13 protein-coding genes are annotated in these 12600 nt (G+C 64.2%); 6 read left to right on the top strand and 7 right to left on the bottom strand.

Features of this window, described 5'->3' with window-relative positions:
* Positions 1-73 precede the first annotated feature (73 nt).
* The 4 genes from thrS to cysS form a co-directional block, all read right to left on the bottom strand.
* Positions 74-2032, bottom strand: coding sequence for a threonine--tRNA ligase (thrS, locus tag KF719_RS02770; RefSeq protein ID WP_293506884.1), 1959 nt, complete (start codon positions 2030-2032; stop codon positions 74-76).
* Between the two features lie 10 nt (positions 2033-2042).
* A complete protein-coding gene (yidD, locus tag KF719_RS02775) occupies positions 2043-2360 on the bottom strand; it encodes a membrane protein insertion efficiency factor YidD (RefSeq protein WP_293506886.1) in 318 nt (105 codons plus the stop codon).
* Between the two features lie 147 nt (positions 2361-2507).
* Entirely contained in the window at positions 2508-3023 is a 516-nt protein-coding gene (locus tag KF719_RS02780) for an iron-sulfur cluster assembly scaffold protein (protein WP_293506888.1), read from the bottom strand.
* A complete protein-coding gene (gene cysS, locus KF719_RS02785) occupies positions 3024-4427 on the bottom strand; it encodes a cysteine--tRNA ligase (protein ID WP_293506890.1) in 1404 nt (467 codons plus the stop codon).
* 512 nt (positions 4428-4939) lie between these two features.
* On the opposite strand from cysS, the gene folE reads away from it, so the two are divergent.
* The 3 genes from folE (at position 4940) to KF719_RS02800 (ending at position 7253) form a co-directional block, all read left to right on the top strand.
* On the top strand, positions 4940-5569 hold the full coding sequence (gene folE, locus KF719_RS02790; RefSeq protein WP_293510566.1) for a GTP cyclohydrolase I FolE: 630 nt from the start codon (positions 4940-4942) through the stop codon (positions 5567-5569).
* A gap of 78 nt (positions 5570-5647) precedes the next feature.
* Positions 5648-6082 carry a phosphoribosyl-AMP cyclohydrolase gene (gene hisI / locus KF719_RS02795; protein ID WP_293506891.1) on the top strand — a complete coding sequence of 145 codons (435 nt, stop codon included), beginning with the start codon at positions 5648-5650 and terminating at the stop codon, positions 6080-6082.
* A 115-nt stretch (positions 6083-6197) separates the two neighbouring features.
* Complete coding sequence (locus KF719_RS02800) at positions 6198-7253, top strand: patatin-like phospholipase family protein (protein ID WP_293506893.1); 1056 nt, start codon at positions 6198-6200, stop codon at positions 7251-7253.
* Positions 7254-7256: 3 nt separating this feature from the next.
* Here the strand turns inward: KF719_RS02800 and KF719_RS02805 are convergent, their stop codons facing one another.
* The gene (locus tag KF719_RS02805; protein ID WP_293506895.1) at positions 7257-7685 is read right to left on the bottom strand and encodes a CBS domain-containing protein; all 429 of its coding nucleotides are present in this window, start codon (positions 7683-7685) and stop codon (positions 7257-7259) included.
* A gap of 230 nt (positions 7686-7915) precedes the next feature.
* On the opposite strand from KF719_RS02805, the gene KF719_RS02810 reads away from it, so the two are divergent.
* Complete coding sequence (locus tag KF719_RS02810; RefSeq protein WP_293506897.1) at positions 7916-9220, top strand: DUF2157 domain-containing protein; 1305 nt, start codon at positions 7916-7918, stop codon at positions 9218-9220.
* Positions 9217-9834, top strand: a complete 618-nt coding sequence (locus KF719_RS02815; protein WP_293506898.1) for a GDYXXLXY domain-containing protein — start codon at positions 9217-9219, stop codon at positions 9832-9834. Before KF719_RS02810 ends, KF719_RS02815 begins: the two co-directional genes overlap by 4 nt.
* Positions 9835-10016: 182 nt before the next feature.
* On the opposite strand, the gene KF719_RS02820 is transcribed toward KF719_RS02815, so the two are convergent.
* Positions 10017-11444, bottom strand: coding sequence for a carotenoid oxygenase family protein (locus KF719_RS02820; protein ID WP_293506900.1), 1428 nt, complete (start codon positions 11442-11444; stop codon positions 10017-10019).
* A 107-nt stretch (positions 11445-11551) separates the two neighbouring features.
* Here KF719_RS02820 and KF719_RS02825 point away from each other — a divergent pair, with 107 nt between their 5' ends.
* Positions 11552-12235 carry a TetR/AcrR family transcriptional regulator gene (locus KF719_RS02825; protein WP_293506901.1) on the top strand — a complete coding sequence of 228 codons (684 nt, stop codon included), beginning with the start codon at positions 11552-11554 and terminating at the stop codon, positions 12233-12235.
* Here the strand turns inward: KF719_RS02825 and KF719_RS02830 are convergent.
* On the bottom strand, positions 12219-12551 hold the full coding sequence (locus tag KF719_RS02830) for a DUF4389 domain-containing protein (protein WP_293506903.1): 333 nt from the start codon (positions 12549-12551) through the stop codon (positions 12219-12221). The two genes, KF719_RS02825 and KF719_RS02830, sit on opposite strands and share 17 nt — an antisense overlap.
* Positions 12552-12600 lie beyond the last annotated feature (49 nt).

Below are 12600 nucleotides of genomic sequence, written 5' to 3' on the forward strand. Positions count from 1 at the left end.
GGATGGCGGGCGCAGAACGAATCGCAGGGAGCCGCCGGTCAGACGGCCCCCTGCCCGATGCCGAATCGAAACCTCACCGCAGGTCCGGCGGCGTCGCCTCCTCGACAAGCGCCTTGATCGCCGCTTCGAGCGGCAGCGTTTCCTGCTGCTGCGAACCGAGACGCCGGATCGACACCGTGCGTTCTTCGGCCTCACGGCGTCCGGCAACGAAAATCGCCGGCACCTTGGCGACCGAATGTTCGCGCACCTTGTAGTTGATCTTCTCGTTGCGAAGATCGATCTCGACGCGCAGTCCCGCCGCCCGCATCGCCTGCAGCATTTCTTCCGCATAGGGATCGGCGTCCGACGTGATCGTCGTCACCACTGCCTGCACCGGCGCCAGCCAGAGCGGGAAACGGCCCTCGTAGTTCTCGATCAGGATGCCGATGAAACGCTCCATCGAACCGAGGATCGCCCGGTGCAGCATCACCGGACGGTGCCGCGCGCTGTCCTCGCCGATATAGGAAGCGTCGAGCCGTTCCGGCAGCACGAAGTCGAGCTGGATCGTGCCGCATTGCCATGTCCGCCCGATCGCATCCTTCAGGTGGAACTCGAGCTTCGGTCCATAAAACGCGCCCTCGCCCGGCGCCACCGTGTATTCGAGCCCGGCCGCCTCCACCGCATCGGCCAGTCCCTTCTCGGCCCGGTCCCACACCGCATCCTCGCCGGCGCGCACATCCGGCCGCGTCGCCAGCCGCACTTTCACCTGGTCAAAGCCGAGGTCGCGATAGACGCTGAGCAGCAATTCGCAAAACGCCACGCTCTCCGCCGTGATCTGGTCCTCGCGGCAGAAGATATGTGCATCGTCCTGCGTCATCTGCCGCACGCGCATCAGCCCGTGCAACGCCCCATGCGGCTCGTTGCGGTGGCAGCAGCCGAATTCCGCCATCCTGAGCGGCAGGTCGCGATAGGATTTGACGCCCTGCTTGAAAATCTGCACATGCGCCGGGCAGTTCATCGGCTTGATCGCCATCAGCTTGGCCTTTCCGCTCAGCACCGGCGCTTCTTCGTCCGTGGACGGAATTTCGTCCGGCACCACGAACATGTTCTCGCGGAATTTCGACCAGTGGCCCGACTGCTCCCAGAACTTCGAGTCGAGAAGCTGCGGCGTCTTGACCTCCAGATAGCCGGCGGCGTCGATGCGGCGGCGGATATATTGTTCCAGCGCCTGCCAGATGCGATAGCCCTTGGCGTGCCAGAACACCGAGCCTTGCGCTTCTTCCTGCAGATGAAAGAGCTCCATCTCGCGGCCGATCTTGCGGTGGTCGCGGCGCTCGGCCTCTTCCACCATCGTGAGATACGCCTTGAGGTCGTTGTCGTTGGCCCAGCACGTCCCGTAAATGCGCTGGAGCATTTCGTTGCGGCTGTTGCCGCGCCAATAGGCGCCGGCAAGCTTCGTCAGCTTGAACGCCTTGCCGAGCTTGCCCGTCGAAGGCAAATGCGGCCCCCGGCAGAGATCGAGCCAGTTGCCCTGCCGGTAGATCGACACATCCTCGCCCGCCGGAATGCTCTCGATGATTTCGGCCTTGTAGTGCTCGCCGATCTTCTTGAAATGCGCCACCGCGTCGTCGCGCTTCCACACTTCGCGCGTGATCTTCTCGTCGCGGTCGACGATCTCGCGCATCCGCGCCTCGATCTTTTCGAGGTCTTCGGCCTTGAAGGGCTCGGCGCGCGCGAAGTCGTAATAGAAACCGTTCTCGATCACCGGCCCGATCGTCACCTGCGTGCCCGGAAAAAGCTCCTGCACGGCCTCGGCCATCACATGCGCCGCGTCGTGGCGCAGCAGGTCGACGCCGTCCGCCGTCTCGCGCGTCACGACTTCGATTGCCGCGTCGCGGTCGATCACCGTCGCAAGGTCCATCATCTTGCCGTCGAGCTTGACGGCGATCGCCTTCTTGGCCAGCGACTTCGCAATGCTTTCGGCAAAGGCGAGCCCGTCCAGCGGTTTTTCATGTTCACGAACGGAACCGTCGGGAAGTTTCAGCTTGATCATTGTCTTTCTCTCAATGCGTTCCGTGCGTGCATTCCGACGGCGCCGGCGGCATCCGCCAGCGCCCGTATCGCCACGGCGCCCAGAAGGGCTGGCTCTCCAGCCGCTCCGGCACCGGGTCGAACCCGTGGCTGCCCCAGGGGTGGCACCGCGCGATGCGCGCAAGCCCCATCCAGAAACCGCGCCACGCGCCATGCCGCTCCATCGCCTGCAGGGTGTAGTCCGAGCAGGTCGGCAGATGGCGGCAGGAGGGGCCCAGCAGCGGCGAAATGAACCACTGATAGAACCGGATCAGGCCGCGCATCGGGAGCGAAAGGAGGTCGCGCCGCATGGGAAACCACGTCGTTATGACACGCACTTGTTAGCTTTTAATCGGAGGGCGCACAACCGAGGCGGAAACCGCCACGTCTGCGATCCGATTGATTCGTCTGGAAAAAAGCCGCCCGGGCGGAAACGCGGGAGCGGCCGGGCCCGGCGCTCAGGCGGCCGGGCCGGTTCTAGTGGCGGTGCCGGTCTGCGCGGCAGTCCCACTCCCCCGTTTGGCGGCCCCCTGCTTCGCAGCAAGCGCGGTCTCCACCGCCTCTTCCACCGCATCGAACACCAGCAGCGTCGAGGCATGGCGCGCCTTGTAGTCGCGCACCGGCTCCAGCACTTCGAGGTCTTTCCACTTGCCGCCGAATATCTCGCGCGGTGGCGCGGCGCCCTCTTTCAGCATCGCCCGCATCGCGGCGCCGACTTCGTGCAGCTCGGCGGCGCTGGCGCCGATCACATGCCGCGCCATGATCGACGACGACGCCTGCCCCAGCGCACAGGCTTTCACATCCGCGCCGTAAGCCGCGACCTTGTCGCCTTCGAGCCGGACATCGACCGTCACCTTCGAGCCGCAAAGCTTCGACACCGCCGTCGCCGAGGCGTCGGGCGCGGACAAGCGCTCGCTGAACGGAATATCCGAAGCGAGTTCGAGAATGCGCTTGTTGTAGATCTCGTTGAGCATCTAGCCCGCCACTCTCCAGCTTGTGCCTTGCGGTCCATCTTCGATGGCTACGCCCATATCGGCAAGCGCGCCGCGGATGCGGTCGGCCTCGGCGAAATCCTTGGCCTTGCGCGCCGCATTGCGCGCCGCGATCAGCCGCTCGACCTCATCCCCATCGATATGGGAAGCCGCCCCCGCCCCTGCAAACCAGGCCTCGGGCGTCATTTCGAGCAAGCCGATCAGCCGCCCCGCGCCGATCAGCGCCGCCTTGAGCTGTGTGCGCGTGCCGGGATCGGTCGCCGTGTTGGCCTGCTTTGCGAGATCGAACAGCACCGCCAGCGCTTTCGGCGTGTTGAGGTCGTCGGTCAGCGCCGCCATGAACTCGTCCGGCGCCGCGTCGTTGGTCGGCTCGGATTTGACGTCGGCCAGCCCCTTGAGCGCGCCGTAAAGCCGGTCGAGCATGCGCTTGGCCTGCGCCAGCCCCTCTTCCGTCCAGTCGAGCGGCTGCCGGTAATGCGCGTTCAAAAGCGCCAGCCGGATCGCCTCACCGGGCGCCTGGCCGATCAGATCGTGCACCAGCAGCACATTGCCGAGCGACTTCGACATCTTCTCGGCCCCCATGTTGACGAAGCCGTTATGCAGCCAGAACCGCGCCAGCGGCACACCATGCGTGCATGTCGATTGCGCCAGCTCGTTCTCGTGATGCGGGAACTGCAGGTCGATGCCGCCGCCATGAATGTCGATGGTCGTCCCGAGATGCTTCTCGATCATCGCCGAGCATTCGATATGCCAGCCGGGCCGCCCGCGTCCCCAGGGGCTGTCCCAGCCGGGCTGGTCGGGCGTACTCGGCTTCCACAGCACGAAATCCGCCGGGTCTTTCTTGTAGGGCGCCACTTCCACCCGCGCGCCCGCGATCATGTCGTCGCGGTCCCGCCCCGACAGCTTCCCGTATCCGGCAAAGCTCGGCACATGAAAGAGCACATGCCGCTCCGCCGCATAGGCGTTGCCGCTGGCGATGAGGCGCTCCATCATCGAAATCATTTCAGCGACGCTCTCCGTCGCCTTCGGCTCGAGGTCGGGCCGCAACACGCCGAGCACACCCATGTCGTCGCGATAGATCTGCGCGTATTTCTCGGTCACGACCGAAATCTCGACGCCCTGTTCTTTTGCGGCGGCGATGATCTTGTCCTCGATATCGGTGATGTTGCGCGCATAGACGACATGCGGGTAAAGCCGCCTGAGCAGCCGCGCCAGCACGTCGAACACGACCGCCGGCCGCGCATTGCCGATATGGGCGTGGTTGTAGACCGTCGGCCCGCACACATACATCGTCACGCGGTTGGGGTCCGCGGGCTCGAAGACTTCCTTCTTGCGCGTCAGCGTGTTGTAGAGGACGAGCTTGTGTCGGTTGGGTTGGGCGTTCATCGTGCAGGCCTTTATGTCGTCGGGGCTTCGCGGGGTGCGGCCCGTGCGACGACGGGCCTCAGGCGGCCGGACAGCCGGCCGCGCAACGGGTGGTCGTGCCACCCGTAGTCGGCGAAGTTCGACAACATGTCGTCAGACGCATCATGGCCTTTGAGGCTCCGGAATCCGCGAATCACGCGCCGCGCAGGGCGGCAGCTCGGCCTTTCTTAAGCGAGCCCATCCTGCCCGGCAAGCCTTTAAGAATTAACCAACCGGCCCCGCCGCCCGCCGCATTTTGCGCCGCCTCGCTGTCCCCCGGGTCTTGATAGGCCGTTTCTGCAAGGCTATATGCATGGTTGAGACGATGTCACATCAACTTCAGCATGGCATAAGACCCCGTGCTTGATGGGCAAAACGGGCGGCTTTCCTCGAAATTTCGATGAGGAATTCGGCCCGTGACTTGAACCGGGTGCCGCTCCTCGGCGTAGAGGAAAGGCTGCCGGGAAACCCCTAACGAGATTGGTCGAATGGACATGAATGCTGTAGTTGATGGGCTCCGGGCCCGGACGGAGGACGACCGCCTGTCTCCCGTCGAAAAGCCGAGCCGCGAAGAGGCCGAAGCCGCCGTCCGCACCCTCATCGCATGGGCCGGCGACAACCCCGACCGCGAGGGCCTGATCGACACGCCCGGCCGCGTCGTGCGCGCCTACGAGGAGTTCTTCGAGGGCTACAACGAAGACCCCTACAAGGAATTGAGCCGCACCTTCGAGGAAGTCGAGGGTTACAACGACATGGTGATGCTGCGCGACATCAACATCGAGTCGCATTGCGAGCACCACATGGTCGCCATTCTCGGCCGCGCACATATCGCCTATGTGCCGACCAAGAAGGTTGTCGGCATTTCCAAGCTCGCCCGCGTCATCGAGATCTTCGCCCGCCGCCTGCAGACGCAGGAAACCATGACGGCGCAGATCGCCGACACGATCAACGCCGCGCTGCAGCCGCAGGGCGTCGCCATTCTGATCGAGGCGAAGCATCAATGCATGACGACGCGCGGCATCAAGAAGCCGGATGTCGCCACCATCACCACGCAGTTCACCGGCGTCTTCCGCGACGATCCGCGGATGGAAGCCCGTTTCATGCAGATGATCCGCGGATACTGAGCCAGTCAAGACGCAGGTTTTGACAAGAGGCCCCGCCTTCATCTGAATGGCGGGGCCTTTTCAATTCAGGAACAGGACATGACAGGCACATCCCCCTTCGCACCGCGCGGCACCGCGCAGGAAATTGAGGAAGGCGCGGCCTTCGCGCCGAAATTCGACAAGGACGGCCTCATCACCGCCGTCACGACGGATGCGAATACGGGCGAACTGCTGATGGTCGCCTGGATGAACGCCGAGGCGCTGGCCCGCACCATCGAAACCGGCGAGGCCTGGTACTGGAGCCGCAGCCGCAACGAACTCTGGCACAAGGGCGACACCAGCGGACAGATTCAGACGGTGAAGGAACTCCGCACCGATTGCGATCAGGACACGGTCTGGCTGAAAGTCGAAGTCGGCGGCGACGGCGGCTGCTGCCATGTCGGCTACAAGGCCTGTTTCTATCGCCGCGTGCCGCTCGGCAAGCTCCCCGCCACGCTCGAACGCACCGGCGCCGAAAAATTGCCGCAACGCTGAGCGGCGTTGAAATTCGGTCACATTTACCGCCCATACAGCCGGCGTCGCCTTCCCCGCGAGGCGGCGCTGTTGCATTGTCTGACAAGCGTCGGGTTTCACCATGAAGTCGTTTCGCATGCCCAAACCGAAAATCGGCCCGAAAATCGGCATCGCCCTTGGCGCCGGCGTCGCGCGCGGATGGACGCATATCGGCGTGCTGCGCGCCTTGTCCCGCGCCGGCATCGAAGCCGACATCGTGGCCGGCACATCGATCGGCGCGCTTGTCGGCGGCTGCCTCGTGGCAAACCGGCTGGACCCGCTGGAAGATTTCGCCCGCTCGCTGACGCGGCGGCGCATGTTGAGCCTGCTCGATCTGCGCTTCCGTTCCTCGGGCCTGATCGGCGACACGAAACTCGCCGAACTGATGCGCGAACAGCTTTCCGATCTGCGCATTGAAGACCTCGAGCGCACCTTTGTCGGCGTCGCCACCGAACTGACCACCGGCCACGAACTCTGGCTGCACAAGGGCGATCTCACCCAGGCGATCCGCGCCTCCTATGCGCTGCCCGGCGTCTTCGCGCCGGTCGCGGTCGACGGCCGCTGGCTGATCGACGGCGCGCTGGTCAACCCCGTGCCGGTTTCGGTCGCCCGCGCGCTGGGCGCCCGCGTCGTCATTGCGGTCAATCTCAACAACGATCCCTTCGACCCCTCGATTCACCGCCAGACCCGGTCCGCGCGTTTCCCCGGCTATGTCGGCGGCGCGCCGCCGGCCTTGCCGGAAGACGAACTCTTCCGCGAATTGCAGGAGCGCATCGAGGAGGAAACGTCGGCGGAGGAAGATGCCTCGCTGACGCAGGGCGAAGCCACGCCCGTCGCCGCCCGCATCCGCGAAAAGCTGAAAACCCTGCGCTGGAAGAAGACGCCCGAACAGGAATTGATGCGCCGCGTCATCGGTGGCCGCAAGCGCGGCCCCGGCATCGCCAGCGTCATGCTGGCCTCGCTCAACATCGTTCAGGATCGCCTTGGCCGCATGCGCATGGCCGGCGACCCGCCCGACGTGATGATCGCGCCGAAAGTCGGACATCTGAGCCTGCTCGACTTCGACCACGCGGACGAACTGATCCGTCTCGGCGAAGAAGCAGCCGAAGACGCGATCCCGCACATCCACGAGACGATTGAATTGATGAGTTAGCCGTCAGCCGGTGGCGATATAGAGCTTCAGCGCTTCGGTCTCCATCACCGTCTCGGCGATCCGGTGCTTCACCACGTCGCCGATCGAAACGATCCCGACAAGCTCGCCATCCTCGATCACCGGCAGATGGCGGAACCGCCCCGCCGTCATCGAATCCATCAATTCGTCGATCGAGTCGTTGAGGCCGCATGTGATGATGCGCGACGTCATGGCCTCGCGCACCGGCGTTGTCAGCGCCGCCGCGCCGACCCGCGCGATCGCCTTGATGACATCGCGCTCCGAGACGATGCCGAGCACCTTGCGGTCCTGCATCACGACAATGGCGCCGATCCGCCGTTCGCTCAGCGTCGTCGCTACCTGACCCAGCGTGGCGTTCGGATCGACCGTCACCACCTCCGGGCCCTTCGCCTTCAAAATCGCCGCAACGTTCATGGCATCTCCTCCCGGTCGGGTCCCGGCGGACAAGCCGCGACCACGGGCAATCGCCCGAACCGAAATGATGCGACATTCCGCCGCAGCGAGCAAGGACAACAACAAAAACCCACGGATTCCGCGACGTAAAGATGGGCCCTTTGACTTCCAGGCCCGCCCGCCCGGATACTGCCTCACCGTTTACCGAGTCCCGCCCCCGCGTCCCGCAGCAACAATCCGGCTCCCGCCTCATGTGGCAACGCGCCTATCTGAACCGTCTGAAGCGCGACCTCGATCTCTGGATCGAGCGCGGCTGGGTGACCGCGGCCAATGCCGACGCGATCCTCGCCTCCGCCGCCGAGCCCGGCGCGTCCACGCGCCGCATGCCGGCCATCCTCGCAATTCTCGGCGCGGTGCTGATCGGCTTTGCGGTGATGAGCTTCGTTGCCGCCAACTGGCAGGAAATCTCGAAACTCACCAAGATTGTCCTGATCTTCGCGGCGATGTGGACGGCCTATGGCGCGGCCATCGTCCTCGAAAAGCGCGGCCATGCGAATTTCGCACAGGCCGCTGTCCTGATCGGCCTCGGCCTCTTCGGCGCCGGCATCATGCTGATCGCGCAGATCTACCACATCGTCACCGACGATCCGGGCGGCGTGCTTGCATGGTGCGTCGCGGCGCTCGCCACCGCATGGCTGCTCTCGTCGCGTGCCGCACTGGCGCTCGGCATCCTGCTGGCTGTCGTCTGGACATGGTTTGCAATCGACATGAACGACGCGGTGCCGCACTGGGCCTTCTGGTTCGCATGGGCGGCCGCCGCCGCGCTGGCGCTGCGCCTCTCCTGGACACCTGCCCTTCACCTGGTCCTGATCGCCGGTTTCCTGTGGCAGGCCATCAACGTCGAGGCGATCATGGGCCTCACCGGCCTCTCGCCCTCGCAATTCGCGGTCTTCGTCGCCCTCGAAGCGCTGGCGCTGTGGATGGCGGCGCTCGCCTTCGCACGTGACGGCGCCCGTCTGGGCAGCGTCGCCGAGGCCTATGGCATCGTCGTCGCCTTCGCGCTGGTCGGCTTCTTTCAGGTCGACCCCGGCGAATATGACCGCGCCGCCGAGGGCGCCGCCGGTCCGACCTTGATCGCGGCCACCGCCATGCTCGCCGCCGCGCTCGCCGCCCTTGCCGTCATGCGCGGTCGCTTGCCGTCGCGCCATGTGGCCGGCGTCGCCGCGCTGGCCGCCCTCGCCATCGCCTATCCGCTTCTCTCCGCCTCGGAGAACGCCGCCTTGATCCCGTGGATCTATGCCGCCGCCATTCTGGTGCTTGCCGCATGGCTGGTTTCATGGGGTTCGGCGAGCGGCAGCCGGTTTGCCGTCAATTTCGGCTTCGTCGTCTTCGCGGCCGAAGTCCTCTGGCTCTACTTCGCGACGCTCGGCACGCTTCTCGACACCGCGATCTTCTTCGCACTCGGCGGTGTCTTGCTGATCGTCGGCAGCATCGTCTTCGAGCGTATGCGCCGCCGCATCGTCCGCGGCACCGCCACCGAAGGGGGTGCGGCATGAACCCCCGTTTCGGCATGGCGCTGATCGTGCTGGCGCTCGGGCAAACGCTGTTTCTCGGCGCCATGATCTGGGACCGGGTGACGCTGCTGCGCTCGCCCGACGTCGTCACCTTGAAGACCGCGCCCATCGACCCGCGCGACATTTTCCGCGGTTACTACGTCATTCTGAGCTACGAGATTTCGCAACTGCCGCTCGACAAACTTTCGGGCGACGACGAATTCACCGAAGGCGATACCATTCATGTCGAGCTTGCGCCGGACGGCGACACATGGAAAGCCGTCGCCGCATGGCGCGACCGCCCGGAGCCGGCGGACGGCAACAAGATCATCCGTGGACGTATCACTTACGTCCTTGAGAACCGGATGGTCACCCGCGCCCCGGTCGACGACACGGAAATGACGGCGCCCGAAGCGCCCTGCCCCGGCTGCAAGACGGTCACCATCGTCTACGGCATCGAAAGCTATTTCATCCCCGAAGGCGACGGCCAGGAACTTGAGGACGAACGCAACGCCGGCATCCTCACCGTCGATGTTGCGCTCGGCCGCAGCGGCACCCCCGCCATCAAGGGCCTGCGCCTCAATGGCGAACCGGTCTACGAAGAGCCGGTCTTCTGAGGCGGGGATAAGTTTTCTCGAAAATTCGATTTTGGAAATTTGAGTCGGAAATTCGGACCGCGTTCGAGTCGATTCCGGGATCGGTTGGCGTCGCTCCCGATCCCGGAAATTCGCTCGCAACAGTAACGTGACAGTTTTTGACAAAACGGTGACAGACGCTGCCAAAACCGGGGATAAGTGCCTCAGCCGGCGTCCCGCCAGTTGCCGTGAAAGCCGAACGGCACCCGCGCCGGCAGCTCGACACGCGCCAGCGGCCCCTTGGAAATATCGTCCGTATCGAGAACGATGAAGTCGCTGATATTGCGCGCCGTGTCGTAAACCAGCGACACCACAAAGCCGTCGCCCTCCGCCGCGCCTTCCTTGCGCGGCACGAAAACCGGCTCATGCACATAGCATCCCGCACCCGCTTCCCATTCGCGCCGCTTGCCGCTCGCAAGATCGATATGCACCAGCGTGTCGAAGGACGCGCCCGGCACCTTCGGTGCCTTTGTCGCCGCGTAATAGCCGTGGCGATAGCCATGCCCGGCGAAACGTTCGTCGAGACGCGGAAACTCGCCGCCGAGATCGGTCAGTGCTTCTTCGGTGTAGCTGTCGGAATTTCCGTCGAGGTCGAACGTCCAGCGCACAAGCTGTCCCTGCTCGTCGAGAAGATCGGTCGGCGCCTTCTTGCCGTCGGCGCTCGGGAAAAGCGGCACGCGGCTGTATTTCATCATGTCGGCAACGATGCGCGTACGTCCGCCATCATGCGTCGTATAGGCGTTCATCGGGTGATAGACATAGCAGGGATCGCCCTTGAACCAGCGGATCGTATCGGTCGAGGCATTGCGCGCCATGATGCCGATATGCGTGCCGGCATCGGGATCCCACGCAATCACCGGCCCGCCTTTCATGATGCGCTCGACATCGATCGTCGCCGGAAAGATCGGGAAGATCACATGCTCGTCGGTAACGATGAAGTCATGCACCATGCTGGCGTAAGGCGCCTTGAAGGTTTCGCTGCGCGTCAGCTTGCCGTCGCGGTCGACGACCTGGTACGAAATGTCCGGCGTCCCCGGCCCCGCCGCCATGTAGCCGAAGAAAATCATTTCGCCGGTCTTCGGATCGAATTTCGGATGCGCCGTCATCGGGCCGTTATACTTGCCCTCGAAGTTCCACGAGCCCGTCGTCTCCAGCGTGTCGCCATCCATCGCCACCGGCGAACTTCCCTCGTCCAGCGCCATCAGCTTGCCCGCATGCCACACGACATTTGTGTTGGCGACATTGCGCTTGATGTTTTCGGCGCCCGGCAGCGGCGCTTCGCCGAACGCCATCGAAATCCGCCGCTCGCCGGCCTTGCGCTGCGCTTCGTATTGTTCGGTCCTCACCCAGCGGTTGCGATAGCTCGCCTTGCCGCCCTCGACATGGATCGCATGGATCATGCCTTCGCCGAGAAACCAGTGATGCTGGTGACCGAGCGGCGGAAACATCGGGTTCGGACCGTTCCGATAAAGCGTGCCCGCCAGCGCTGCCGGCAATTCGCCATAGACCACGAGGTCGGGCGCATCGCATTCGGCCGCTACCGGCGCGAAATTGTGCTGCAGGAAAGGATTGTTCGGATAGGGCTTGGACATGGCGCGCTCCTCCCGGAATGGCGGCAAAAACCAATTCTATAACACTGTTATGAACATGTTATAGTTAGCGCTGGACAGAAGGTCAAGCCTGTTCGATAGAGAAACCGATGAGTACAGACGAAAAAACAACCGCCGCCGAAGACCGCCGCAACGCGCAACGCGAAGCATTGCTCGACGCAGCTAGCGAAATGCTGATGCATGGCGGGCCGGACGCGATCTCGCTGCGCAAACTGGCAACGAAGGTCGGCACCTCCACAATGGCCGTCTACACGGCATTCGGCGGCAAGGAAGGTCTGATCACCGCACTGTTCGAGGAAGCCTTCGACCGGCTTGCGGCGGCGCAGAACGCGGTGCCGCGCAATCCCGAGCCGATCCTCTGGCTCGCCAGCCTCTCGCGCGCCTATCGCGACTTCGCGCTGAAGAACCCGTCCTATTATGCGTTGATGATCAGCGCCACATTGCCGGTGCCCGCGTCATTGCGCCACGACGAACCGGCGGCGGGCGAACCGGCGGCGCGCAGCATCGCGCGGCATCCCTCCTATCAGAACCTGCTCGATGCGATCGAAGCCTGCATCGCCGAGGGCAGCATGCCGGCAGATGCCGGCCCGGCGATCATCGCCGATGCCCTTTGGGCAACGGTGCACGGACTATGCAGTCTTGAGCTGGCGGGCTTTCACATCAGCGCCGAAGACGCGGAGAAACGCTTCGGCGTCGCGGCGGGCGCCGTCATGCGCGGCCTGCTGACGCCGAAGGGCCTCAAGAAATACGAGAGCTTCACTCGTTCCCGCTGACCGACGGAAACTTGCCGAGCGGAAACGGCTTGTCCTCGCGTGCGAAGATCACGAAGGCGAGGCACTCCCAGACATATTGCACGAGGTTGCGGCTGAAGCTGCGCAACTCCTCGTTCTTGTCGCCGGTGACCAGAATGACGACGAACTGGATCGCGCCAAGAAAGATCGCCACCGAAAAGGCGACATTGCCGAGAAACCAGAACACGACCATGTAAAGCAGCCGTATCCAGAGATCGCGGCGTTCCGGCGCCGCCGCCGCGCCATCGGCTTGCGATGCGCCAGGCTGGGGGTCCGAATGGGCAGATGTATCGCTCATGGATCGTCTCCTCCTGAAAGTCCCGGTCCGCCAAAGGCCGTTATTGTGA

Origin of the sequence: Parvibaculum sp. (genome assembly GCF_019635935.1) — a bacterium.
GTDB lineage: Bacteria > Pseudomonadota > Alphaproteobacteria > Parvibaculales > Parvibaculaceae > Parvibaculum.